Origin of the sequence: Coleofasciculus sp. G1-WW12-02 (assembly GCF_040219735.1) — a bacterium.
GTDB lineage: Bacteria > Cyanobacteriota > Cyanobacteriia > Cyanobacteriales > Coleofasciculaceae > Coleofasciculus.
This window is the reverse complement of record NZ_JAVJRX010000113.1, coordinates 19,702-44,021: the sequence shown is the minus strand read 5'-3', so window position 1 is coordinate 44,021 and position 24,320 is coordinate 19,702. Positions and strand designations below refer to the sequence as shown.

General features: G+C 44.4%; 21 protein-coding genes. 7 read left to right on the top strand and 14 right to left on the bottom strand.

The window, feature by feature from the left end; all coding sequences use genetic code 11:
- Nucleotides 1-316 precede the first annotated feature (316 nt).
- The 11 genes from RID09_RS18645 to RID09_RS18595 all read right to left on the bottom strand — a co-directional run bounded on the left by RID09_RS18645 (nt 317) and on the right by RID09_RS18595 (nt 15,667).
- Nucleotides 317-1,459 carry a polysaccharide pyruvyl transferase family protein gene (locus tag RID09_RS18645; protein ID WP_446337422.1) on the bottom strand — a complete coding sequence of 381 codons (1,143 nt, stop codon included), beginning with the start codon at nt 1,457-1,459 and terminating at the stop codon, nt 317-319.
- The gene (locus tag RID09_RS18640; protein WP_446337421.1) at nt 1,456-2,904 is read right to left on the bottom strand and encodes an alkaline phosphatase family protein; all 1,449 of its coding nucleotides are present in this window, start codon (nt 2,902-2,904) and stop codon (nt 1,456-1,458) included. The genes RID09_RS18645 and RID09_RS18640 overlap by 4 nt, the downstream gene beginning before the upstream one ends.
- A 33-nt stretch (nt 2,905-2,937) precedes the next feature.
- Complete coding sequence (locus RID09_RS18635; protein ID WP_446337420.1) at nt 2,938-3,807, bottom strand: class I SAM-dependent methyltransferase; 870 nt, start codon at nt 3,805-3,807, stop codon at nt 2,938-2,940.
- Between the two features lie 25 nt (nt 3,808-3,832).
- Nucleotides 3,833-5,173: a lipopolysaccharide biosynthesis protein gene (locus tag RID09_RS18630; RefSeq protein ID WP_446337419.1), complete on the bottom strand. Its 1,341-nt coding sequence runs from the start codon at nt 5,171-5,173 to the stop codon at nt 3,833-3,835.
- Nucleotides 5,174-5,902: 729 nt separating this feature from the next.
- A complete protein-coding gene (locus RID09_RS18625) occupies nt 5,903-6,985 on the bottom strand; it encodes a pentapeptide repeat-containing protein (protein ID WP_446337418.1) in 1,083 nt (360 codons plus the stop codon).
- Nucleotides 6,975-7,739 carry a hypothetical protein gene (locus tag RID09_RS18620; protein ID WP_446337417.1) on the bottom strand — a complete coding sequence of 255 codons (765 nt, stop codon included), beginning with the start codon at nt 7,737-7,739 and terminating at the stop codon, nt 6,975-6,977. The genes RID09_RS18625 and RID09_RS18620 overlap by 11 nt, the downstream gene beginning before the upstream one ends.
- Nucleotides 7,740-8,076: 337 nt before the next feature.
- Nucleotides 8,077-9,867: a gamma-glutamyltransferase gene (gene ggt, locus RID09_RS18615; protein ID WP_446337416.1), complete on the bottom strand. Its 1,791-nt coding sequence runs from the start codon at nt 9,865-9,867 to the stop codon at nt 8,077-8,079.
- Nucleotides 9,868-10,009: 142 nt separating this feature from the next.
- The gene (locus tag RID09_RS18610) at nt 10,010-10,840 is read right to left on the bottom strand and encodes a hypothetical protein (RefSeq protein WP_446337415.1); all 831 of its coding nucleotides are present in this window, start codon (nt 10,838-10,840) and stop codon (nt 10,010-10,012) included.
- A gap of 42 nt (nt 10,841-10,882) precedes the next feature.
- Nucleotides 10,883-11,548: a hypothetical protein gene (locus RID09_RS18605; protein ID WP_446337414.1), complete on the bottom strand. Its 666-nt coding sequence runs from the start codon at nt 11,546-11,548 to the stop codon at nt 10,883-10,885.
- 53 nt (nt 11,549-11,601) lie between these two features.
- Complete coding sequence (locus RID09_RS18600; protein WP_446337413.1) at nt 11,602-13,287, bottom strand: eCIS core domain-containing protein; 1,686 nt, start codon at nt 13,285-13,287, stop codon at nt 11,602-11,604.
- Between the two features lie 325 nt (nt 13,288-13,612).
- Entirely contained in the window at nt 13,613-15,667 is a 2,055-nt protein-coding gene (locus RID09_RS18595; protein ID WP_446337412.1) for an ATP-binding protein, read from the bottom strand.
- Between the two features lie 84 nt (nt 15,668-15,751).
- Here RID09_RS18595 and rppA point away from each other — a divergent pair, with 84 nt between their 5' ends.
- From rppA to RID09_RS18580, 3 genes are all read left to right on the top strand, one after another.
- Complete coding sequence (gene rppA / locus RID09_RS18590) at nt 15,752-16,435, top strand: two-component system response regulator RppA (RefSeq protein WP_446337411.1); 684 nt, start codon at nt 15,752-15,754, stop codon at nt 16,433-16,435.
- A 241-nt stretch (nt 16,436-16,676) separates the two neighbouring features.
- Nucleotides 16,677-17,420: a PEP-CTERM sorting domain-containing protein gene (locus RID09_RS18585; RefSeq protein WP_446337410.1), complete on the top strand. Its 744-nt coding sequence runs from the start codon at nt 16,677-16,679 to the stop codon at nt 17,418-17,420.
- Between the two features lie 84 nt (nt 17,421-17,504).
- Complete coding sequence (locus RID09_RS18580; protein WP_446337409.1) at nt 17,505-18,482, top strand: Gfo/Idh/MocA family protein; 978 nt, start codon at nt 17,505-17,507, stop codon at nt 18,480-18,482.
- A gap of 41 nt (nt 18,483-18,523) precedes the next feature.
- Here the strand turns inward: RID09_RS18580 and RID09_RS18575 are convergent, their stop codons facing one another.
- Entirely contained in the window at nt 18,524-18,907 is a 384-nt protein-coding gene (locus RID09_RS18575; RefSeq protein ID WP_446337408.1) for a hypothetical protein, read from the bottom strand.
- Nucleotides 18,908-19,037: 130 nt separating this feature from the next.
- Here RID09_RS18575 and RID09_RS18570 point away from each other — a divergent pair, with 130 nt between their 5' ends.
- The 4 genes from RID09_RS18570 (at nt 19,038) to RID09_RS18555 (ending at nt 22,430) form a co-directional block, all read left to right on the top strand.
- Nucleotides 19,038-19,259, top strand: coding sequence for a hypothetical protein (locus RID09_RS18570; protein WP_446337407.1), 222 nt, complete (start codon nt 19,038-19,040; stop codon nt 19,257-19,259).
- 84 nt (nt 19,260-19,343) lie between these two features.
- The gene (locus tag RID09_RS18565) at nt 19,344-19,700 is read left to right on the top strand and encodes a GNAT family N-acetyltransferase (RefSeq protein ID WP_446337406.1); all 357 of its coding nucleotides are present in this window, start codon (nt 19,344-19,346) and stop codon (nt 19,698-19,700) included.
- Nucleotides 19,701-19,950: 250 nt separating this feature from the next.
- Nucleotides 19,951-21,810: a protein kinase domain-containing protein gene (locus RID09_RS18560; protein ID WP_446337405.1), complete on the top strand. Its 1,860-nt coding sequence runs from the start codon at nt 19,951-19,953 to the stop codon at nt 21,808-21,810.
- 242 nt (nt 21,811-22,052) lie between these two features.
- The gene (locus tag RID09_RS18555; RefSeq protein WP_446337404.1) at nt 22,053-22,430 is read left to right on the top strand and encodes a zinc ribbon domain-containing protein; all 378 of its coding nucleotides are present in this window, start codon (nt 22,053-22,055) and stop codon (nt 22,428-22,430) included.
- A 46-nt stretch (nt 22,431-22,476) separates the two neighbouring features.
- On the opposite strand, the gene RID09_RS18550 is transcribed toward RID09_RS18555, so the two are convergent.
- Both RID09_RS18550 and RID09_RS18545 read right to left on the bottom strand, forming a co-directional pair.
- Nucleotides 22,477-23,385, bottom strand: a complete 909-nt coding sequence (locus RID09_RS18550; protein ID WP_446337403.1) for a D-Ala-D-Ala carboxypeptidase family metallohydrolase — start codon at nt 23,383-23,385, stop codon at nt 22,477-22,479.
- Between the two features lie 147 nt (nt 23,386-23,532).
- Nucleotides 23,533-24,222: a response regulator transcription factor gene (locus tag RID09_RS18545; protein WP_446337402.1), complete on the bottom strand. Its 690-nt coding sequence runs from the start codon at nt 24,220-24,222 to the stop codon at nt 23,533-23,535.
- Nucleotides 24,223-24,320: the final 98 nt, after the last annotated feature.

Sequence of the window (24,320 nt, the reverse complement as noted above, 5' to 3'; positions counted from 1 at the left end):
CCCACTCAGTTAGTTCTCTCCGTGCCGGAGCAAAAGGGGCAAGCCTTCGCCTCTGCCAAACTGCTGTACTCGACTCATAGCCAAAACGAGGCGAAGCCTTCCCCCTTCATCGGATTTCCACGACCCCTGAATCCTTACGATTTTTTGACGCATTAAATAGGCTTCTAGAGAAATAAAATATGTATAGTATAGGCACCTATTTTTTTTAAACATCCTGAAATATTTCTGTAATTCTGTCCGTTGTAACAGAATATATTTAACAGCACAATCAGGAACGACTAAATCAATAAATTTATCCATATAAATTGAAATAACCTCAATCTAAAATTTTGCTGATTTGCTCAATGTCTTTGAAACTTGACGGCCTAATCGCACCCAAACCTCTTTTAATATCAGGGAATAATTCATTCCATCTAGCCAAATAATAATCTAGATTCTCGCCAATCTCTAGACTCTCAGTTCGCCAGACCATTGCTTCACCCCCGATCCGTCGAAGTAAATCGCGACCTTTGCTATAACAATCAGGATACTTTTCAACAACTTCCAGAAAAATTAATGGAGCATGTCCTAGCTTAAGGGTAAAGATACTACCATGAAATCGATCGGTCACCATCAAATCAAGTAATGGATAAATTCCCAATCTCTGATTTAAAGAATAGTGAAGAGGCAGTGAGATTTGCCCTTTGACTCTAGCTCCTAACAGATTGATGACGTGATAACCTTTTGCCAGCATTATCTGAGTTAGCTTTTTCCTGATGAAACTTGAGCCAACAGCAACACCAGCTAATTTTCCCGGAAATTGTTCAAATTCTTGAGGTGTATCAACAATAGATGAAAAGTCCCACAAAATTGTTGGGTCGGGCAGATAAGAAACTTGTGTTTCCGCCAAACCTAGCTCCAACAGCATCTGTCGTGTTACCTCGTCTCTGACAGATATCCAATGAAAATCCTCCAGACTGGCGAGTAACTGCTCCTGATTATTTTTTAGCTGCCGAGATAATTTTTCAGATTTATCAGCAGACACAGCAAAGGCTAATTTTTTCATCCCCTGTAAGCCCGTTAGCCAAAAAATGTTAGGAACTGGCGGAATTAGCCCCTGATCTCGAATTTGCCAGACCACATCACTTCCCACCACAATCCCATCATACTCTTGGTTGAGAATAAAATTCTGTACTTTTTGTAGAGTATTGGTCGTACAAGATGCTAGTGATAAAGTGCAGTGTTGGTGCAAAAATTCCTGCAAACTCCTGCGTTGAGCCCATTTATACCGATTGATAAATGGAAAGCGTCGCCTAAAAAGTTTACGGTACTCAATTCTCTCTAACGTCCAAGGACGATAATCGATCAGTTCGACGCTGGCTTGGGGAAACTGCGCCTGCAATATTTGCTGAAGACAATACGCCTGTAAGACTGCACCGTCATTTACTGATCTATGAAACGTAAGAATGCCTATTTTCACTGCGCCATTGCTCTCTCGATTATTTTATAGACTAGGGTAAGATCCCACGGATCGCCATCCTCCACATAGCGGTAAAGTTCTGGATTAATACACAGAAGCGGATGTCTTCCCTTAGCCCCTGTATATTGGTCACGAGTTACTTGACTCAGACTTTCAATGGGTTTATAGTCTTTATTTTCTTCCACAAATTGACCTTTTTCTTCAAAGAAAATTGAATCAGGATTGTCAATCCAGATGTCAGGAAGTAAGTCGGCAAACTTAGCTGAGCGATAATTTTGGCGATAGGGACGTGCATAGAGTCCATGCTTTGTCGCTGCTTCAGTTGCGTTGAACGCTTCGATTATCTGTTGAGTGACTTGATCAACCTCGCTCTTACACACTGTACCTGCAAATCTTTCCCTATCATTGATATAAACTCCGCTAACGTAGCGAGCCCCAAACGCTCGTGTTTGGCTCCAATCAATGGCTGGCTGGGAAATACTTCGCACTTGGGGAACAGACTGAGTAATACTTCGCCGAACTTGACGAGGAACTAGCTGAGCAAACTGTTTCACCAGGCGGCGAGTCGTTTTAACTGAACTAGGCAGCGGTTTCTGCATATCTATTTCTTGCAGAAATACATTCATATTTACTGTTGCCAAGCGAGGAGAAGCGCCGTGATCAGATACCACTATGATATACTCTGGCTGTAGTTGTTCTAGTAAATTGTAGATGCACTGATCGAGACCTTGGTAGAGTTCATGTATTCTTTTTTGAATTTTGGTCTGAGGTGAATCTGGGTTTGCCATCAGAAATTCAATTTCACTCATGACTATATATTGAACTACAGTAGTGGCTCTATATGCAAGAAAACCAAAGTTAGGCTGGTATTTTTGGGATAGCTGTATGAAAGCATTCGTTCTATTTGTCTGCATTGCGACAAGACGATTGAAGAAGGTTTCTACGTCTCGAATTCCAGACGATATAAATCGTGTATCTAATATATATTGATGTTGAATTAAATCATTCAAACTTTCTCGCGGAAAACATACACCTGCCGGAATATTAGAAGCACCACTCACCTTAGAACCACCACTAGCTCCGGCAATGAAAAAACCGTCTACGTCTGGGGCTGGCATTGTTGTTGGCACATTCATAAAACCTACTTTGTGACCCAACTTTAACAGCTTCGTCCATAATGGTACTATTAAATCGTTGTTATTGTAATCGTTTGTGCTAAAACTTTTGCTAAAGTCGTGAGAACCCTCCAGTTTAGGCTTAGAATAGAATGCACCTGTTTCTCTCCCATGTATACCACTCAAAATTTCAGCCCAACCTCGACTCCATAAATCTTCTTCTGTATCTAAGCATATTTGCTCATTTAATATTGCCTTTAAATTTGGCATATTCATTGATTTTAAAATTTTCTGATCGCCTCCATCAATACCAATAACTAGCATTTTCATTTTTATCTCCTCCTTTTATAAATCTGTTTTCAATTAAATAGATTTGACAAAAACACCAACACGTCCCAATTTCCATGAAGGTAAATGATGTAAGTTACAAAAATCTTCAAAAGCGGAATTAACCCAGTAACCATCAACAAAAGCCAGACTATTTGGACGCAAACGCTCCCAAATCATTTCCATAATTTTCATCCGCGACTCATAGCCTTTCATGGCATCTAGAACGGCAAAATTGAATCGCTCTCCAGGTAAGTTTTCAAGAATTATCAAAGCATCACCATAAATCGTCGTATTCTTGACACTTGTCCGCAGGTGCATCGGTATCAGCCAACCCCCATACTTTTCCGCTGGAATGACTCCTCCTGGATTGAGATCCCCGAGAGTACCGGTGTTCTTAATTTTTCCTTTACTGGCTAACCCTGTACGAATCCAGTCCCTAGGTCGAGATAAGGAAGAAGAAAAACGAGGCAAGTCAAGGGATGTTATACTTCCACCAATTTTGTCCAATACATAGTATAAAAATGCTGATGAATATCCATTAGCAACTCCGATTTCAAGAACATCTGGTTGCTCGAATTGAGCAAGAGAATGAGCTATTGCATCTATCTCTATGTCTATAGCTCCTAGCTGATAAGGTTTGTTTGTGAATATTTTTAATTTTGTGTTTATTTCCTTTTTGAAATCGTTATAGTCTGATTTATAAATTAAATTATTACTCAACTCTTTAGTTGAATTTTCTGAAAATTCTAGTACAACTTGATTTAGATATTCAGGGTTATTTGTAGTTTGATTTAGGTACTCCTTTATTAATTGAATAGGTTTATCGGTATCACTATTCATTTTCATTATTGCCAACTGTCTTTGCCAGTTTAAGTATTTGAGAGCTATTCTATCTAAAATCATAATTTGAATTGTTCAAATTTAAAAGTTAATCATGAGAAATTTTGGCCATTCTTCTTAGCTTTATGAGTAATGGAATATCAACCAGAAATCTCGTGCTTAATGCGCCAATTAGTTGCACAAAGCTAAGACGGAAAGCATCCAAATCTATACTAACAGCAACCCCCAGATACAGCAATTTCATCGCTACTACCAGGTTGCGTTTTTGCAATTGGTCAAGACTTACTGCAAGGGGATAAAAAATTAACGATATACAAGTTAGATATACAGCAATGATCAGAACAGAAAACGTAGGAAGTGCCTCTAAATATTGGGGCTGGGCAATCCACAGAATAACAGACCGACTTAGTAAAAGAGCAAATATCACAGCTATACCGCCTATGATTAGTGCTAAGGAGACAAAACCCTTGACCAACCTATAGAGTTGTTCAACCTTCCCTTTTGCCAAAAGTGAGGTCACTTCTGGTGTGATCGCCGTTTGAATATTGTTTTGGAGTATCAATAGCGGTTTGGTCAACTGTTGAGCGATACCATAGAAGGCTACCTGCTGGGGTGATGCAAAAATGCCCAGTAGAAAAAGACCACCCGAATCCGATGCCAGTTTGAGATATCCAATCAAGTTAGTCTGAAAAAGCGTCGAGACTAGTTCACGGCGATAGGGTTGCAAGGCACGGAAAAGTGTCATGGGGGAGATTGAGAATAGGTAGGGACTAACAACCCGCATGGCTTTAACGAAAGGAAGCACTGTTTGGATGAAGACACCCAACGCACAAGCAGTTACCACAAATTCCAGGCGATAGTTGTCTGTACTATAGAAATAAATACCTAACACCGCAAGCATTATTGCAGCACCTAGAGTTTGGGGAATGACAATAGCAGCAAAATAGTCATGGAGCCTGAGGATCGAAGTGTAAAATCCGCTAAAAGCGGCAATCAAAGCTGTACTAGCATAGATACGAAAAGGCAAAGCCAGCCCGGCATCGGCGTAGAAGTGTTGGGCAATCCATGGAGATAGAATAAATATTCCACCTGCGATCGCGAAACCAACGACTAGGCTCAAAGCGAGGCAGAGAAGAAGCAGTCCCCCTAAGGCGCTGGTATCCTTATGCTGACGGAACTGGGGATAAAACCTGTAAATTACATCATTTACACGTACACCCAAAAAATTTTCTAAGAAGCTAAACAGGTGAATGACAATCAGCACTTTTCCGTAGTCAGAGATCGCGAGGGATTTGGTCAAAAGAGCAGTCTGTAGCAACCGGATGCATATCGTAGCCACCGATCCACCCAAGCTGATAGAAAAATTTTTTTTCAATCGCTGCCAGAGCGATGTATCTTCGCCTTTAATGGAAATGAGCCGCTGCCACATGAACTCAGTTTAACTAGATTTCTCACATGCATGAATATTCCGTTATTGTAAGCGCAGCGTCATGATTATTGGGAAAACGGCTTTTGTTAACGCGAGGCTAATGCCCCCACGCAATCGCTCATCACCTGCGCCAAGATTGCTCCTCAACGTTTCCACACCCGTTTCATATCCCTAGAACACCCGTCCAGAAATCTTATATTCATGAAGCCGTTTTTTTGTCAAATTAGCCCCAGAGCGAGTTGATAAAATTGGGTCATTAAGTACGTTTGTAGTATTTAATAATTTTCGACTTTAGCTAAAATAATAGACGTAATTTTAAGGCGTTGAGGCGTTGTATTTTTTAAAATGCTTACAAAGACAACACAATACAGGATTCAATATTTTAATACTACAACCAAAATCAACGTAAAGTCAAGCTTTGCCAGGACTGTCTGGCTTCAGCCCTTACTCCGATTAGCTTGATAAATTTAAAACTCAGCGGATAAATCGAAAAGGTTTATTTATGGAATATCCGATCAATCGGAGAGGATTCCACCGGACATGATCATCCGAGCCGTATTGCCTCGATGATTTTAATTCCGTAGTCATTGACTTTTTTTGTTGTTTCAGGTATTTTTTTACGATGGGAAAATGTGCGCTCCTATAGACCCTCTAGAACAGTAGGGAGAATGGAGACTTACCAGTAATTTCGCGATCGCCCGACCTGGGAAAAAGAGCGATCGCATCCAGTTACCGAGACGCCAACGCCTCCACGCGATCGCTCATCACCTCTGCCAAGATTGCTCCGCGCCGTTTCAACACCTGTTTCATATCACCAGACAATCCCAGATTGCCAGCAAATTCAGCATTTTCCACATTTGCCCCTCTCAAATCCGCCTGATTCAAGTTGGCTCGACTCAGATTCGCACCGCCAAGTTCAGCGATGCTCAGATTGGCGCGAATTAAGTTAGCATTGCCTAAGTTGGCTAAATACAGGTTAGCCAAACTCAGATCAGCCAGACTCAAATCAGCCCCTTGTAAATCAGCACCAGTGAGGTTAGTCCGAATCAAGTCCGCCCCCCGCAAGTTGGCGCGAATCAGGTGAGCGTGGCTAGCATTGGCACGAATCAGAGTAGCCTGACTCAAATCACTGAGGCTGAAATCAGTATTCCGTAGCTGAGTATTCCGCAATTTGGCACGATTTAGTTTTGTTCGACTCAGATCCGATTCACTCAGATTCGCACCGTCGAGATCCGCACCTTGCAAGTTAGCCTCTCCCAAATAGGCACGAATAATTGAAGCCTCTTTAAGGTTCGCCTCTCTAAGGTCAGTATTCCCCAGATTTGCTCCTCTAAGTTTAGCTTCACTCAGGTTAGCGGCGTAGAGGTGAGCCTGGTAGAGATGAGCGCCTCTGAAATCAACCCTTTTCAAATTGGCATAGTTCAGGGTTGTCCCGGCTAAATTGGCATCGGTGAGGTTAGCCCCCTCTAAGTTTGCCTGAGTCAGATCCGCATTCGACAGCACGGCGCCGCGTAGGTTAGCCTTTCTCAGATCCGCCCCGCACAGATTTGCTTGAATCAGATCCGCCCCACGCAAATCCGCCCCGCACAGCTTCGCCTTAATTAGGTTAGCGCCGTGCAAATCAGTACCTCGTAAATTGGCTCTCACCAAGTTAGCACCCCGAAGATGGGTATCTCTGAGATTAGACTCGGCGAAATCTTGTGCCAAATTCAGACCCACCATCGCCGCTAGCTGAGCTAAATTGTCAGTTTCCGCCGCAACAACTTTCTGAATCAGGACTTGGAGTTGGCTAAAAAAACGTTCATCCATCATAGTGCAACTCGACTCGACTGAGATAGGGCTTAAACTTACGCTCCAGCAACTGCTGAATAATCAGCCTGTCCAGCACTGCCCGTTTATTGCGACTAAGATCCGGACTCCACAATCCCTCAACATTGGTCAAACAAATATCTCGTCGAGACACTTCAAATGTGGCGTCCAGGTGACAGGGAAGGGCAGAGACTCTCAATGTGGCTAGTTTGACTTGGTTAAGCCAGCCGTTTAAGATAGGTTGTCCCCGTTCTTCTTCAAAAATCCAGGCTGGGTTTTCTTCCGTTACCTTTGTGGTAACATGACAGATGGAATGATGATTAGGTTTCCCATTTTGTGACCCTTGTCCTGTTGTTCCATTCCCCTGAGGGTCAAGGGTTGGCACATCTAACTCCCCAGAGACGCGATCGCAAATAAGACTATTACCTTGGGAATCCGTCTCAACCGTTGGCACAACCAATTCCATAGAACCCATAATCCGAGACTCATAAGGAATCTCACCACCCTCTACCCTCAGCCGTAATGCTCCTCCTTTGAGTCCAAACTGAACACGTCCTTGCGGTAGAGACTCCCACTGCTGGCTAAACTTAAGGGTTAAGTACAGGTCAATTTTTGGAGTGTGGAACGGTTGCAAAAACTCCAGATAGTCAGGATGTTCTATCGGTTGCACCGGAATGGCGGTCAACGTCATGTACAGGCAATCCGCACAGTTATTTTCCGTTTCTGACTGGGATAGAGGAGAAATTGAGGAAGGCATTGCCGAACACCAACTGAGTAGGGGCTTACTTATAAAGGTACATGACCCGACACTCAGTTTTTTGCCCACGTAACATTAGGTAACTAAATCAACGATTCTACTGTGATAGTCTCTGCTGGGCTTGCGTTACTTTTCTTTAGTGACATACTCCCGACGCTCATGCTGAAGCATAGAGCGCGGGCTTCTCAGTGACTCCTGGTATCCCATAGGACGTTACCTTCTTTTAAAAAATATTAAAAGAATTTGGGCTATATAGATATAAAACGATAAAATTATATTTCAGGCAATGTACCAAATACATCCCTATTGGCAGACTAGAGTTGAACAAAAACTTCAATTAATATCCCAAGGTTAAAGCACCAGGACGTCGGGGATCAGATGCACCTTTTAAGGTTTGATCAACCAACATAATACTTTGGGTACTTCCCATGGTATTGGTGAGAGTAATTTGATGTCCTTTTTCCTCTAACAGACGAATGGTGTCCCCATTTAATCCTGGTTCAATCATCAACTCATCAGGAAACCATTGATGATGCACACGAACCGCATTAGTTGCTGCGGCAATATTCATGTCATGATCGATAACATTTAAAATAATCTGCAAAACCGTTGTGATAATTCGACTACCACCCGGACTCCCCGTCACCAGAAAAGGTTTTCCTTCTTTTAATACAATCGTTGGCGTCATAGAACTGAGCATCCGTTTTTCCGGTTCAATGGCGTTAAATTCTCCGCCAATCAAACCAAAAGCATTGGGGACTCCTGGCTTGGCTGAGAAGTCATCCATTTCGTTGTTGAGCATAATCCCTGTCCCAGGAACCGTTATTTTACTGCCATAACTGAAGTTTAAGGTGTAAGTATTCGCCACAGCATTTCCCTGATTATCCATAACTGAATAATGAGTAGTATTGTTGCTTTCAATAAATGGATTAGGATTTCCGGGGGCAATTGTTTGACTGGGTGTTGCTTGATTTAGATTGATTTTGCGGCGTAGCTGATTGGCATAGGGTTTAGAGATTAACCCAGAAATGGGGACAGAAACAAAATCAGTATCCCCTAAATATTTAGACCGATCTGCATAAGCTAGTTTCATGCTCTCGGTGATTAAATGAATGGTTTGGGCGGTATTCTGTCCCAGTTCACCTAGCGGAAATGCTTCTAAGATATTCAGTAATTGTATCAGATGAATTCCCCCAGAACTGGGCGGTGGCATGGAGTAAATTTCATAGCCACGATAGGTATCCCGAATCGGTTCTCGGATAACGGGTTGATAATCCGCTAAATCCGCCTTAGAAATCAAGCCCCCATTGGCTTCCATGTCTGCCACAATCGCATCTGCGATCGCGCCGTGGTAAAATGCCTTTGATCCTTCCCTGGCAATGAGTCTCAAGCTTTGAGCTAAATCCGTTTGTACCAGCGTTTCGCCAATCTCATAAGGCTCTCCTCCTGGTTTATAAAAGATGGTCATACTTGCAGGATAGGCTTGCATCCGTTCTTTCACCGCAACTAGGGTGTGATGCAAGTATTCGGAAACAGAGAACCCATTTTCAGCTAATTCAATCGCAGGTTGTAACGCCCGTGCTAAAGAAATTGTCCCGTATTTTTCCAATGCCATTGTTAACCCAGCAACGGTTCCGGGAACACCAACGGCTAAATGACTATGTTGAGATTTTTCGGGATCAACGTCACCCGTTTCATCCAGAAACATAGTACGGGTTGCGGCTTGGGGAGCTTTTTCTCGATAATCAATCGCAATGGTTTTATTTTCATCAGCTAAATGGACGAGCATAAATCCACCGCCGCCAATATTTCCAGCTTCGGGTAATGTAACCGCCATCGTAAATCCAATGGTGACAGCAGCATCAATGGCATTTCCGCCCTCTTTTAATACCGCTAAGCCGGCTTGTGTGGCATAGCTTTCTTGAGAGGAAACCATGCCATTTTCTGCGATAACCGGATGAAAGATATCCCTGGGGCTATAAATGGGGATATCTTGAGCGACAACTTGGGTACAAATCAGACTTACTGTAGCCAGGAGAATCAGGATTTGTTTTTTATAGTGAGAAAAACGATAAATTCGGATGGTGGATAGTGTGATAGTTTGATAAAAACGTTTCAGAATTGACATAGAATACGGTAATTTATTCACCCTTGCAGACTGGATGATCATATCAAATCTGATCACCCCATTGAGCAGTGGTTCCAGACGTAGCATGCTACGTCTGGAACCGGGGGGATGGCATCAGGGAAGCGCGATCGCAACCGAACGACTATTCCATGCGATCGCTCATCAGTTTAGGGGTTTGCAGCTTTGTCCCCAGACTCGTACCCGCCGGATTAGGGTTGACAGGGGAGGTGCGCTTAAGCGGTACAACAATTCTCTCGCGGTACAGATTTGCCCGTTTTTGGATTAGTTCCTTCTCATCGGGATGTTCGTAAACCACTGCACCTTTACTTTGCTCTGCCAAAATTTTGCAGGCAAAATAGTTTGCCATAAACCGATCTTGTTTAAACGTTGCTCCGGCTTGCGGGATATCGTTTTTCGCCGGATAATGTTCGGTTAATTCCTTCGGGCATTCTTGCAACCACTGCTCAACCCCTTGAGCATAAGCCCTAGCGACTTGCTCTTGACTAATCTGCCAGGTATCATCCTTGCGCCGTAGGCTAAATTTACCATAATGACCCACGGCTTGTACCTCTTTATTGCCTTTTGCGATCGCGGATACAATGTCACCCTGGTTCAGAGGCGTTCCACCGGGATGGTTATGGGTGACGATTTGATCCGGATGAGACGCTTTCCCTTTTGATTTTTTCGGTTTCTTTTTCGATTTCTTGGGTGGAAACACAGGAATATTTGCTGCGTTATACCCAAAACGTTCGGCTTGTTTCAGTTTCGTTTGGATATCTGCGGTTTCCTTAGATAAAGTGGATGCCTTTTTGGGAGAACCAAAGGGGCGTGTTTCCAAGAGATTCGTTACAGGTAACGTAGCTTGTCTAGCTTGGATACCCTCCCCCAAGGAGCGCGTCTGTAACGAACTTGGTGCTGGGATTAACTCATCTTCCCCAGACCGTTTTTTGCGAATTCGTCGCCGGATACCCATAGCCCCCTCCAAATTTAGGCGGAATCAATCTCCTAGACAGGCTCAAAGTCCATAGAGCAAAGGTAAGCTTTTTTCGAGGGTAGTTACATCAGAACCAATTTCACCTTCTCGACTCACTGTAATTGAGTACTGCTCTAGAACTTGCTCTCTCACCGCGTATGCTGTCACTAAATATCCATTGTTTATAGATTTCGCGGTGGGAGCAGTAATCACTGAGCTATATTTAGTCACGATAGCTTCTCTAAACTCTGCCTGTTCATCAGTCAGATTTGGTCTAAATTTAATATCATCTACCGAACTAACTAGGTAAAATAACTCTGACATGGAGCGGGTAACTTCAAGGTATGCCGTGACGTAGTTCACAGCTACTTGCGGTGAGTTGATCACTACATCGTCAGCTTGGGCTAAACTGACATAGTTCTTTGAGTTGCTTGTTAGGAGGTAAGCAGGCTTTCCTGGAACAAAACCGACATAAAAAAGGACAGGTTTATGAGGATTGAAGTATTCTACCCGGTAAATCTTGTACTCTTGTAAGAAAGGAGTGGGATAAACTTCAAGCTCAGTCCTAGGATTTATAACTAAGTTGGCATAGTTTTCGTTCACATTTGTGAGCGCTTGACTAAGTTGCTGGCGAATATCTACTTGCATTTTGTTCTGCATCTTAGAGATTAAATGTGGCATATAAATAACTGGAATATCTACGTGCATATTCTGTATGTACTCAGAGATTAACTGAAATTTGTAAATGAACTTATGTTTGACTATTTTGGATTAACTTTGTCCCAGTATTTTCCATAGTAGTCTGGGTATGATTCCCCCGTATTAGAAGTTACTACTTCTCCATTCATAAAGCCCTGAGTGACGCGCTTTTTCCCAGCTTCTCGTCCCACGGTCTTTAATTTTTCTTCACCGACATCAATATTTTTGGTTTTTTCTGAATCAACAGCAGCTTTAAAAGCTTCTCTGTATTCTGTTTCAAGGGGGAAAGATGCTTTAGAAACATCAATATCAGTACCCTCAAGCTCGATCTTGGCTTCAATACTCTTGACCGTACCTTCAGCTTCCTCTTCCACCATTTTTTTGACATATTCCTCTCGTGAGAGCGAACTAACGTCTGCTGAGAGTTTTTGATGGTGATATTTGGCGTGATTCATTTCATGAACAAAGGTGAGTGCGGCCTTTGCAGGAGGTTCATTTGAATCGATAACCATGGAGTTGGAGGCGCTATCGTAGTACGAGCCACCTCCGGCTGCAAAGTTTACCCCGGCTGCATAGTTGTCCATTAGTTTCAATGCTTCTTTTCCTGTAGGAATTGTATCGAGGACTTTTTTAATTTCTTCAAATCTTTTTTTATCTTCTTCTTCTTTCGTTGGTTTGGCTTCTTCATCTCCGGGTTCTCGCTGTACCATACCCCCCGTCTGTTGCAACACATGGGTAAATTCATGAGCCATCAACTCTTGACCATCCTTACTCCCAGGATTATATTCACCCTGACGGAAGAAAACATCCTGTCCTGTCGTAAACGCACGAGCCCCTACTGAGCGATTTAGGTGGTCAGCTTTGGAATCGGTGTGTATTTTGACCCCACTCAAGTCAGCCCCAAATGCCTGTTCCATCGGTTGCCGAACTTCATCTGCAATGGGTTGTCCGTTACCTCTGGCGCTTGCAATAGACTGTTCTAGTTCTGGAGTCGCCGCCATTCCACCCCCACTTGACTTGCGTTGCACTAAGGGCTTCATTTGAAGTTCCTCTTCCTCTTCTAGATTCTCCTGACGTTGGATGGATTCAGCCAGAGGTTTAGTTTGAAGTTCCTCTTCCTCTTCTAGATTCTCCTGACGTTGGATGGATTCAGATAAAGGTTTAGTTTGAAGTTCCTCTTCCTCTTCTAGATTCTCCTGACGTTGGATGGATTCAGATAAAGGTTTGGCTTGAAGTTCCTCTTCCTCTTCTAGATTCTCCTGACGTTGGATGGATTCAGCCAGAGGCTTCATTTGGACTTCTTCTTCCTCTTCCTCTAGGGCACTATCCTGGCGCTGGACACTGTTACCTTGAGCTGACTGTTGAGCTTGAGGCGAATGAATCTGCTCAACGACTTGAGACGCTACTTGATCAGCCTCTTGTTCATATTTATCATTGGGTTCTCCAATCGTCAGCTTTGCCTGAATCGGTGTAGCGCTACTCGGAGCAAGTGTGGGAATATTAACGGCATTATAGCCAGAGCGCTTGACCTGTTCGAGTTGAGCTTGGAGATCTGGCATCTCTTGTTTTGGCGAAGATGCCTGCTTGGGAGTCCCAAAGGGACGAGTTTGCAATACATTGGTCGTTGGCAACTCGGCTCGTCTCGCCTGGATACCTTTACCGAAGGGGCGCGTCTGCAAAGGATTCCTCACTGGTAAAGAAGTCGGTTCCCAGGATGTTTTTTTGTTAAGACGCCGTTGGCTACCCATGACCAGTCTTCCCAACTCAACTTATTGGATACCTAATATTATCCTGCACAAGTCATTTCTGCAATTCGCGATTCGTCAAATTGTTACGGAACTTTAGGGAATAGTAATTGGGGATGGGTGAAGAGGTGACTAGGGGACTAGAATTCCAGTCGGTGTAATCACAATCAATTCCTAGATTTGCACAAAACTATCACACCAGCCACAAAGAAGGGCGGGTTTTGTTGAAAGGTTATCAGTAGATACTCAAATTAAACGGCTAAACCCGCCCCTACATACAATTAACAAGACGTGCCATGGCACGTCTCTACATGAGTTGTTACAATCCCTAAACCCATCCCCTGATTTCCACATCAGTTAACGGTCGCTCTAGCTTCACATATTCACTCTTAGTAGCTTGTAAAATATGTTTCATCTGCACAGGTTCCTCAGCATCTGCCGCGATAAATGCTGCATTCATGGCAATACTCCGAATATTACCCCCTGCCACATTCAGTTTTGCCAATTTCCGATAATCCAGTTTCTCAGTTGGTGTCTGTTTTGGAAATATGCGTTTCCAAATTTCTTGGCGTTGCTCAGCGCTGGGGAAGGGAAATTGAACGATGAAGCGAATCCGGCGCATAAAGGCTTGGTCTAATGCACTTTTGATATTGGTCGTTAAAATCGCCAATCCTCGATAGGATTCCATGCGCTGCAATAGGTAACTGACTTCAATATTGGCATGGCGGTCATGAGAATCTTTGACTTCAGAACGCTTGCCAAATAAGGCGTCGGCTTCATCGAATAAAAGAATCGATCCGCCCCCTTCTGCGGCATCAAAAACCCGGCGTAAGTTCTTCTCAGTTTCACCAATATATTTACTAATAACTGAACTGAGGTCGATCCGATAAACATCCAATCGTAACTCTTTGCCAATAACCTCTGCTGCCATGGTTTTCCCCGTTCCACTAGCACCCGCGAATAGAGCGCTAATTCCCAGCCCACGGCGGCTTTTTCCGGCAAATCCCCAATTTTCATACACCTTCATCCGGTGGCGCACATGGGTGACAATTTCTGCTAATACAGTGCGTTCAATATCCGGCAAAATTAAATCGTCCCAAGTGGCGGCTGTATCAATTCGTTGGGCTAATTCTTCCATGCGGGGACGGGCTTGAATACAGCAGACGTCCCACAATTTAGTGGTAATGGGTGGGATTACAGATGAGTTATCAATGTCTTCGTCTATGGGTTGCCCGTCTTCTTCCTGTGTCTCAATATTCATTCCTTTGAGGGTTAAGTAAGCAGTATGAATATCGGGAGCGCTGAGGTTAAATGTAGACACTAATAGGTTGATTGAAGGCTCAAGTTTGGAGGCTTTATCGGCTAAAGCGTTTTGCCAAATTAAACGCTGCTCGTCACTTGTGGGATGATGGACATCTATAGTAATGATCGGACGCTGGCGTTGGCGGCGGCGATCGCGACTCGTGACAAGTAAGGGTGTGTTCAGGCTTTCGATGAAACGAGCGATCGCGCTTTCTCTGGCTGGATCATTGGTTTCGAGATGATCACAGTTGAGCAAGAGAACCGTGCTGCTTAATGCCCATTCTCGCTCATAGAGTATCTTAACGATATTGAGTTGACTGGTATCCGTGGGTAAAGATTCAGCAGAAAGAGCATGGAGATTAATCCCCAAATGATCGCATACTGCTCGCGCGATCGCACGTTTACTGGTGACATCCTCCCCACATAGCTGCACCACCGGGAATGTACCCTCGCCCACCTGTAACCAGGTTGTAGCGATTTGTTGGACACTTTGCTGATGAGAGGATACCAAAATACCCGGTAACGGCATCGGTTCCTCCATAATCGCCAAGCGCTCATCAATATATTGAACGCCGCGCAGGTAATGCAAAATCCGCTCATCAATCCGTAGTGAACTATTGGTTAACGTCACCCCTTCACCCACGTCAATCAACCGCCACCGGCGCAATGGTGCATCTGGCGTCAGCGCCCCCCAATGTCCGTCGGGCAATATATTCAATGCTAGAGCAAATGTGGGATACTTTAATTGCTCATTAATCTGAGCGATGCCGCAGAGCAACCCCCAAGAGGCATCAAATTCCATCCCAGCACATAAGAGCAGCAAATCTCGCTCAAATGAGGATAGCCCAAACATTTGGCAAAGCTGATTTAACAAGGGAGGCGGTGAAACAGATGTGTCGGGTTGATGGTACAAACCATTCCCATTGGGATAGAAGCCATTGGTTAAGGTAAGAGAAATACCCGTAGTAATTTGATCACTCTTGCGTTCCAAGGCTTGACGCACTCGCGCAATCTCTCCCATCAAATACTGCTGATTGGCTTCTAACCAGCTTTCGGTTACATTGAGCCGGGATACAGACATTGGCATCTTTAAGGGCAGCAATATTCACCATGATATAGTGTATTCCCTGTTCCCTAACGAATGACCACTGACAAATGACCAATAATGCGTATTCTTTTGGTTGATGATGAAGTTGAACTCACTGATCCCTTAAGCCGAGTCCTCAAGCGGGAGGGATACGAGGTTGATGTGGCTTACGAGGGACATTCCGGATGCCAGTTGGCGATGCAAAGCGACTATGACTTACTTATTTTAGATTGGATGTTACCCCATCAGTCTGGATTAGAGCTTTGCCAGCAGTTGCGATCGCACGGGAAAACAACGCCTGTTCTCTTCCTTACGGCTAAAGATACTCTTGATGATCGGGTGATGGGGTTAGATGCTGGGGCTGATGATTATTTAGTTAAACCCTTTGAACTACGAGAATTACTGGCTCGGGTTCGTGCTCTGTTGCGGAGGAAGGCTGCGACGGAAACAAATGCGCCTGTTCGGTTGCGTGTCGCTTCTTTAGAACTGGATGTGGAAAATCAGCTCGCCTACCGCAATGGACGATTAATTGAACTCTCGGAAAAAGAAACCCAACTTCTGGACTATTTTATGCGTCATTCGGGTCAGCTATTAACTCATGGGGAAATTTATCAGCAGTTGTGGCAGGATGAGGAACAACCGAGTAGTAATGTCTTAGCCGCTTTAGTGCGCTTGTTACGCCGCAAAATAGAGGCTCCTGGTGAAGCCCCCCTGATTCACACGGTATACGGGAAGGGATATCGGTTTGGCGAGGGGAGTTAAGTTGAATGGTACTGACAGCATTCGTCTAGCTAATTGAGAATAATTACAGACAATGCTCAATTTTTGCCCCGTTGGCTGGTATGGAAATGCTGCCCGACTTAAAAAATATTGGCAATTTTTGTTGGGATAACATAACTATGGGTTTTGCGCTAGGATTTGGATCTTACTTTATCAACACTTCACATAAATTCTCTCAAGAGAGAATTATACTGTTAGATAAGGGTATATACGGGGTGTAACGATGAATAGCATCTACTCAAAAATTTCTTTCAGAGCAGCTGGAGTTGCTTTAGGCGTTGGTTTAGCCACTGCGGGGCTGTCTATAACACCGAATGTTGCTAGTGCAGTCACCGTTAAGACTTTACCCCAAAACTTTACCATCGATAATCAAACCTTTACCGAAGTCTTCGTTGCTGAGGGTAGAATCGGAACTGATGGTATGAGTGGAGACTGGGAATTAGGCATTCTCAACCCGATCAATAACAATTTACCTGACAAGCAGAAACAGTTTGTCTGGGAGAATGGGGCAAAATACAACTTTACATTAAAGTATGATGTCTTAACCTCAACCGTCAACTATAATGTTGGAGCCACAGAACTAAGCAGCAAAACTTTTAGTGATCCAATCGACACGATATACATCCGTACAAAATCAGTTGTTAATGGAAATACTTCTAGTAGCTTTAGTAAGGTAGAGGGTGAGTCTTTCAACAATTTACCTTTAAGCTTTTCTTCTGTAGTTCAGGATGGCGATGTAAACTATCTGCGGATTAGCGATATCTCAGAATCCTTTGAACTTAAAGGTCAAGTGAGCTTCAGTTGGACTGGAGATCAACCGACTCGCTCTAACCTTGCGTATCAAATCCAAGTGGGTAACAGCGAACCTGTTCCCGAACCCTTGACTATTCTCGGTTCAGGTGTAGCGCTTGGATTTGGTGCTTTTTTGAAAAAAGAGTCTTCCAGAAAGCAAAATAAGGTAAAATAACCAGGACGTTTGGTGAGTTTGTCTGTGTTCACCTACTTAGTTACTCTAAAAATAGGGGGAGTGTCAAGAGAGGACTAATCAAAAATGATGGATAAACTGCCCATTAGGGCTGGTATCGTCGGAACTGGATATGCCGCCAACCAACGGGCGCAAACCTTGCAGGCGGATGCGCGATCGCAGCTAGTGGTTGTCAGTGGACATACCCCGGAAACAGTGCAAGACTTTGTACAACGTCACCAAACCAGCGCTGTCGAATCTTGGCAACAGGTGGTGGCACATCCAGACGTGGATTTAGTCTTTGTTTGTACAATTAATCGCGATCATGGGGCGATTGTCAGGGCGGCTTTAACCGCAGGGAAGCATGTTGTCGTCGAATATCCCATTTCCCTTGATCCAACAGAAGCCCAATCCCTAATTGCCCTCGCTCAAACTCAAGGCAAACTTCTACATGTGGAACATATTGAGCTATTGGGCGGCTTACATCAAGCCTTACAGCAATCGCTACCAGAGATTGGCACTCCCTTTTATGCCCGATATGTCACAATTGTGCCGAAACAGCCAGCACCGCAGCGTTGGACATACCATCGTGATTTATTTGGCTTTCCCTTTAAAGCCGCATTACCCCATATCCATCGATTTACTAATTTATTTGGCAACGTCGCAACGGTTAGCTGTAATGCTCAATATTGGCAAAATTCAGACTATTATCGTGCCTGTCTATGTACGGCTCAATTACAGTTTGTCAAAGGTTTAATTGCCCAAGTCACTTATGGCAAGGGAGAAGTATTCTGGCAGAGATTACGAACCTTTGAAGTCCACGGCGATCAAGGTACGCTGGTGTTTGATGGCGATCAAGGCAAATTAATTCGAGCAGAGGAAGAACAACCTATCCCTGTAGCAGAGCGTCGCGGTTTATTTGTTAAAGATACGGAAATGGTATTGGAGCATCTGGTGGATGGAAAACCTCTGTACGTGTCAAGTGCAGCCAGTTTATATGCGCTTCAGGTTGGAGACGCCGCTTGCCAATCTGCCAAAACCAATCAAACGATTCTTTTGAAGTAGAGTCCTGAACCCGCCCTTTGTTTTGGCAAAACCTATCACCATTAATCTAGTTCAACTTGTACTTCCACGCGATCAATACCACTGCTTAAATTCTCGTGTCTGCGGAAATTGATCGGACTGATAGGTGGAGAGAAGGGTTCGTTAATTGAGATTTCCACGTCTTCCATTACTTGCCAGTCACCACCTACTTGGTTGTTAAACTCAATCTGGTTACCACCCGTTCCTCTCCATGCTATCGTTGGATCATTTAAAAAGAACTGGTCAAAATCATCCCTGAGAGTTCTCTGTTCAATACCCGTTAGGGATTCACCGGATAAGGTAACGTCTTCGGCGTTGGTAGTGACTGGTGATTGAGCCGATACAGAGTTTGCTAAGCCGAAAATGGTGGTTAAAATTCCTATAGCTGTAAGATATTTATATCGCATTGGTGTTCTCTCCCATGAGAGTTTGTTACATTTTTATTATTTTTAACTTGAGTCGGGTTTACCTCTATCAGAGGAAACGATAATTGACAAAGAGGTATCCCCAAGAAGATAGATTTTTCTTTCTTTAGTTGTGGTTCAATCACCCCTCCCTGTCTTCAAGAAAGAAGCGATCGCGCCGTCTACCACGTCCCATTCGTGTCAATTTAAGCTGGGGATGCCATGTAGAGACGTTGCCATAGCACTATGGCAAGCTCCCGATGTAGGGGCGGGTTCTACCGATAACCTGACTAAACCCGCCTTTCTAGGTGCACAGGGAGCAAACATAAGACATAAGACGAATGACGAATGCTAACTGGGGTAACCTCAGCCGACGCACTCGCCGGAAGTTGAAAATAGGTTGGTGTATAACGTGAATGGACGAGAGGATGAGTAAACCGTGAATCTATCGGTACAAGTCGTTCCCAGAACCTTTGGACATCAAGGGGAAATGAGGTATGAGTTTACTCAGGCAGATGAGTTAGTCGGTGTGGCATCTGTCTGTGCGGATGAAACATCATATTTTATCAATTTCTTGAATGTTATGCCTGGTAATCGTGGCAAAGGGTACGGTTCTAAAATCTTGGAAATGCTTTGCCAGATGTTGGATGATAAACCGATTACTCTAGAATTGGATAAGGGTAGTCCTTTTGGTATGGAAAATTTACGAACCTGGTACAGTAGACATGGTTTTGTGTCAACAAATGAGGATTGGATGATACGCCATCCGTCTGGTAGCCACATACATCAAGCGTGAAATGGGTTGTACAAAAGAAGGCAGAAGGCTCCAAGGCAGAGGGCAGAAGATATTGACATTCCCCCGGTTGAAAACGCGGGGAATTCTTCATTCATCCAACCAACCACCAAGCGAGTAGTAAGGTGGATGATATCTGTATTATAGGCACCCCCACCCTACTCCACAGGAGTTACGTGTCCGATGGGGTTCTATTGCTCCCCCAAACCCCTCTTTTCGATAGAATAAACTCCTGACTCCAAAAAGAGAGCGAATGAGTTATTGTTTTAACCTAACTTGTCACAAACCCGACAACCCGGATCATGCCAGATTTTGCTCTGCTTGTGGGTCAAGATTACTTTTAGGCGATCGCTACCGTGCCATGGAGTTGATTAGTCAGGGGGGTATTGGTCGTACCTTTAGGGCAATTGACGAATATGAGTCTGGATTATCCCCTTGTATTATCAAGCAGTTTTCACCCACCAATCAAGGTACAACCAATACCGAGAAAGCGGCTGCATCCTTTCGTCAAGAAGCCGCCCGATTACAAAATCTAGGCGAACACCCCCAGATTCCCCGACTGCTGGCTTATTTTGAACCCAATCCGCAAATGGGAACAGCGGGTGCGATCGTGCAACGCTTAGTGGAGGGAGAAAGCTTAGCCCAACAATTCGCTAAAGAAGGGGCATTTAAGGAAACCCAAATTCGTCATATCTTGGCACAACTGCTGCCTGTTTTGCAGTATATTCATTCTCATCAGGTGATTCACCGCGATATTAATCCAGCTAATATTATTCGTTCTCCAGATACAGGAATAGAGACAGAGGCAGAGAAACTGGTTCTCGTCGATTTTAGTGCCGCAAAATTGACTACAAAAACAGCATTAGCCCGAACCGGAACGGTTATTGGTTCTGCTGCTTACGCCGCCCCGGAACAACTGATGGGCAAAGCGGTGACGAGTAGTGATTTGTATAGTTTAGGGGTGACTTGTATTCATTTACTGACCAATGTTCATCCCTTTGACTTATTCAACAGTTTAGAAGGAATGTGGGTGTGGCAAGATTACCTGATCGAACCCATTAGCGATCAGCTTAAGCAAACCTTGAATAAAATGCTAGAGGGGGCGGTGAAGCGGCGTTATCAATCAGCAGCCCAGATTCTCCAGGATTTGAATTTAAGCCAAGAATTAGCCCCATTATTTTCAGTCCCTTCCCCTGTTTCATCGATGACGCCAAACACGCTAACACCGACGTGGCAATGTGTACAGACATTGCGGGGTCATTGGAGTTCGATTCATGCGATCGCCTTTCATCCGGATGGACAGATGCTGGCTAGTGGTGGTGCGGATCGTAGCGTTAAACTGTGGCATCTGGATAGTGATGTATCCCATTGTACCCTTTCTGGGCATTCTAACTTAATTGATGCCGTTGTTTTTAGTCCAGATGGACAGTTTTTAGTCAGTGGTAGTTGGGATCACACGCTTAAAATTTGGCAATTAAGTACCCAAACCTTAACGCATACCCTGAAGCAACATTCAGGTTGGATTAAGTCAGTTGCTATCAGTTTAGATGGAAAGATTCTCGCCAGTGGGAGTGCTGATCAGCGGATTAAGGTTTGGAATTTCAAGACGCAGGATGTACAAAACAGCCTAGATGGTCATTCCAGCATGATTCAAACGGTTGCAATCAGTCCAGATGGACAAACCTTGGCAAGTGGTAGTGTAGATCGCACGATTAAACTTTGGAATTTAGCCACAGGTGAGATTCAGTTAACCCTACATGGACATACCGATGCCGTCAATTCACTCTTTTTTAGTCCTAGTGGTCAACTTTTAATCAGTGGTAGTTCAGATGGGACGATTCAAGTCTGGAACTTGAGGACAGGCAATATTTTATTAACACTGATTGGACATACAGATGCGGTTCATTCTGTGGCAATTAGCGCCAAAGGTAGTCTATTAATCAGTGGTAGTGCTGATGGAACCGTTAAACTTTGGCATCCGGGTAGTGGAAAACTTCTCCAGACGTTATCTGATCATGCAGCAGGTGTAATGTCTGTGGCAATTAGTCCAGATCGTTCAACCTTGGTGAGTGCGGCTCAAGATAAAACGATTAAAGTTTGGCAATTTATTTAATATTCTGTCCGGTTGAATACTTACACTTTGGTAGTGTCTAAGACTCCATGCTTCCAAGGGGAGGAGCTGTTGTTGCAAGGTATAGCGAACTGTTGTTCCAGACGTTCCGGCGGAACGTCTCTACCAAATGATGTGTCCTAACTGCTATGGCGGTTGCTATAAAAGAAATTTTTGACAGACGTGCCATGGAACGTCTCTACCAAAAACACTAAGATATCAATTTTCGAGTGTGGGCAAAGGGGATGCTTGGGAAACATACTTTAGATGCCGGATTTGGGCAGTTTGTCAGCATCCTCAAATGGGTGTGTTGGAAGCGTGGTGTGTACTTTGGTGAAGTGAACAAGGATTACACCTCCCAAGTCTGCCCTCAATGCGATGCCCATACAGGTAAGAAAAACAAGCGTGATAGGGTTCACTCTTGCCCTGAGTGCGGGTACACCACGCATCGCGATGTAGCGGCTGCACAGATTGTTAGAAATAGAGGATTGTCTGGGGTGGGACGCATCCTAGACGAAGAAAATGCTTGTGGAGACGGTCTGACGGGGACTGGCAACAGTCTAGTTAAGAGTCCGAGAAGCAGGAACAAGGGTGGAGAGGCGCGACTTCAGTCCGCCTCGTAACATCCTGTAAGAATCCCCTTGACTTTTAGTCAGGGGAGTCGTCAAATTAATTGTAATTCCATCTTGCCCGATAACCTCGATTATCGAGATGGGTAAAATTCCTCCCATACCCCAATCCAGCGGGCCACCAGGGATCGAGTTGTCGCTGCACTTCTCTCGGTGTCAGTCCACTGACCAAAAAATCAACACCATGTCCCTCTAAGTGGGTCGAACGCGTCGCACCACCAACAGCACGATTCACACGCGGGGGTCGATACCAACTGGTAATAGTAATGGAGCGATTTCCCAAGCGTGATCTCACCTCTTCCATCTGTCGCGCCATAGCGATGATGTTATTTACAATGAGTTCATTAACCGGAATGCGAGTCCCGTTTTTTGTCGCTTCACCCCAGGTAAAGTTGCCATTGGGGATGATAGAGTCATCCGTTCCCACTTGTCCGCGTCCTGGTATTCGGAACAAAATCCCCCGATTAACGGGTTCGGGTTCGTCCATTGGCGGAGAGTAGGTGGCAATTTTAAGCACATCGATGTGCCCTTCGTACACATACCAGTCCAGGCGATTGGAATCATTGTCAAGGGGATTCACTAACGTCACCAGTAGATGGATACCTCTTTCCTGGAAGTTTTTGACGGCGAGTTCTCGTCTGGCAACCGGGAATTTTTCGGAGTCGGGTAGGTCTTTGGCTTGTAAGGGTTTAGTCTTGAAAATGGTATCTTGTCTGACGACTAAGGTGGAGGTGTTGAGAACCTCGACGTGTCCTTTAAACACATACCATTCCGTGCGATCACCCAGGGGATTGGCTAAGGTGACTTTAAGATGACCCTTCTGTTCCTGGTAACTTTTGAGTCCGAATTCTCCCTTAGGTACAGGGTACTTCTCGGAGTCGGCGAGTTCTGAAGACTGAATCGGTTGGGTTTTGAAAACTGTGTCGGTGGTTACAACTAAGGTTGCCATCTGTTTCTCTGGACGTAGCGGAATGTGACATTCACCTAGATTAGCACTAGAAATTCTATAGTTTGACCATGTTAACTTTCATATAATTTTCTCTTGTGCTAATTTTTTCCCCTGCTATCCTTTTCCCCTGCTACGGAACAGAATATTTTATTGAGTCAAGCCATGTTCAAGGGCATAACGGACTAACTCGGTGCGGCTATTAGTTCCGGTTTTGCTAAACAAGCGACTGACATATTTCTCCACATTGCGGACGCTGGTTTCCAGACGGCGAGCAATTTCTTTATTCATCAGCCCTTGGGCGACCAAATCCAAGACACTTTGCTCGCGTGGCGTAAAGTCGATGCGGATGGGCGGAGGGGTTTGTGAAATATTGCCCCGTTGAGCCAACATTTCCCGAATCGCGGTCAGCTCTTTCTCGATATTCCCTAAATCTGCTGTACCCGCTGTTTCCTGAGCAGTAGCCGCACGACGTTCTAGCAAATTCTCCACCATGGCGACCAATTCATCCGTATCAAAGGGTTTAGACAGATAGTAATCACAACCTGCCTGATAGCCTTGAATTCGGTCTGTGGTCATCCCTCTAGCCGTGAGAAATATCACCGGCAGTGATTTGAAGCGAGGGTCTTCTCGCAGCTTCTTGAGAAACTGATACCCATCGACTTGAGGCATCATAACGTCGGTAATTACCAGATCGGGAGTTTTTTGTTGCAACATTTGCCATGCATCATTGGCATTACTGGCAACATCGACGGTAAAACCACCCACCTCTTCTAAATAGGCTGGGACTGATTCCCGAATCCCCGGTTCGTCATCGACCAGTAACAGTTGTGCTGACATCTCTCACTTCCTTTACCCTTACTTCTCCTAATTTAATGGAAAATGGGCATCAACGGAGTAGAACTGACAAGCTCAACCGAATAGTTGCTCACAACCCC

What these genes read in the sequence shown, in the direction of transcription:
- RID09_RS18640 (WP_446337421.1), bottom strand. Translation starts at nt 2,904, where the DNA reads ATGAAAATGCTAGTTATTGGTATTGATGGAGGCGATCAGAAAATTTTA.
- RID09_RS18635 (WP_446337420.1), bottom strand. Translation starts at nt 3,807, where the DNA reads ATGATTTTAGATAGAATAGCTCTCAAATACTTAAACTGGCAAAGACAG.
- RID09_RS18630 (WP_446337419.1), bottom strand. Translation starts at nt 5,173, where the DNA reads ATGTGGCAGCGGCTCATTTCCATTAAAGGCGAAGATACATCGCTCTGG.
- RID09_RS18625 (WP_446337418.1), bottom strand. Translation starts at nt 6,985, where the DNA reads ATGATGGATGAACGTTTTTTTAGCCAACTCCAAGTCCTGATTCAGAAA.
- RID09_RS18620 (WP_446337417.1), bottom strand. Translation starts at nt 7,739, where the DNA reads ATGCCTTCCTCAATTTCTCCTCTATCCCAGTCAGAAACGGAAAATAAC.
- ggt (WP_446337416.1), bottom strand. Translation starts at nt 9,867, where the DNA reads ATGTCAATTCTGAAACGTTTTTATCAAACTATCACACTATCCACCATC.
- RID09_RS18610 (WP_446337415.1), bottom strand. Translation starts at nt 10,840, where the DNA reads ATGGGTATCCGGCGACGAATTCGCAAAAAACGGTCTGGGGAAGATGAG.
- RID09_RS18605 (WP_446337414.1), bottom strand. Translation starts at nt 11,548, where the DNA reads ATGCACGTAGATATTCCAGTTATTTATATGCCACATTTAATCTCTAAG.
- RID09_RS18600 (WP_446337413.1), bottom strand. Translation starts at nt 13,287, where the DNA reads ATGGGTAGCCAACGGCGTCTTAACAAAAAAACATCCTGGGAACCGACT.
- RID09_RS18595 (WP_446337412.1), bottom strand. Translation starts at nt 15,667, where the DNA reads ATGTCTGTATCCCGGCTCAATGTAACCGAAAGCTGGTTAGAAGCCAAT.
- rppA (WP_446337411.1), top strand. Translation starts at nt 15,752, where the DNA reads ATGCGTATTCTTTTGGTTGATGATGAAGTTGAACTCACTGATCCCTTA.
- RID09_RS18585 (WP_446337410.1), top strand. Translation starts at nt 16,677, where the DNA reads ATGAATAGCATCTACTCAAAAATTTCTTTCAGAGCAGCTGGAGTTGCT.
- RID09_RS18580 (WP_446337409.1), top strand. Translation starts at nt 17,505, where the DNA reads ATGATGGATAAACTGCCCATTAGGGCTGGTATCGTCGGAACTGGATAT.
- RID09_RS18575 (WP_446337408.1), bottom strand. Translation starts at nt 18,907, where the DNA reads ATGCGATATAAATATCTTACAGCTATAGGAATTTTAACCACCATTTTC.
- RID09_RS18560 (WP_446337405.1), top strand. Translation starts at nt 19,951, where the DNA reads ATGAGTTATTGTTTTAACCTAACTTGTCACAAACCCGACAACCCGGAT.
- RID09_RS18555 (WP_446337404.1), top strand. Translation starts at nt 22,053, where the DNA reads ATGCTTGGGAAACATACTTTAGATGCCGGATTTGGGCAGTTTGTCAGC.
- RID09_RS18550 (WP_446337403.1), bottom strand. Translation starts at nt 23,385, where the DNA reads ATGGCAACCTTAGTTGTAACCACCGACACAGTTTTCAAAACCCAACCG.
- RID09_RS18545 (WP_446337402.1), bottom strand. Translation starts at nt 24,222, where the DNA reads ATGTCAGCACAACTGTTACTGGTCGATGACGAACCGGGGATTCGGGAA.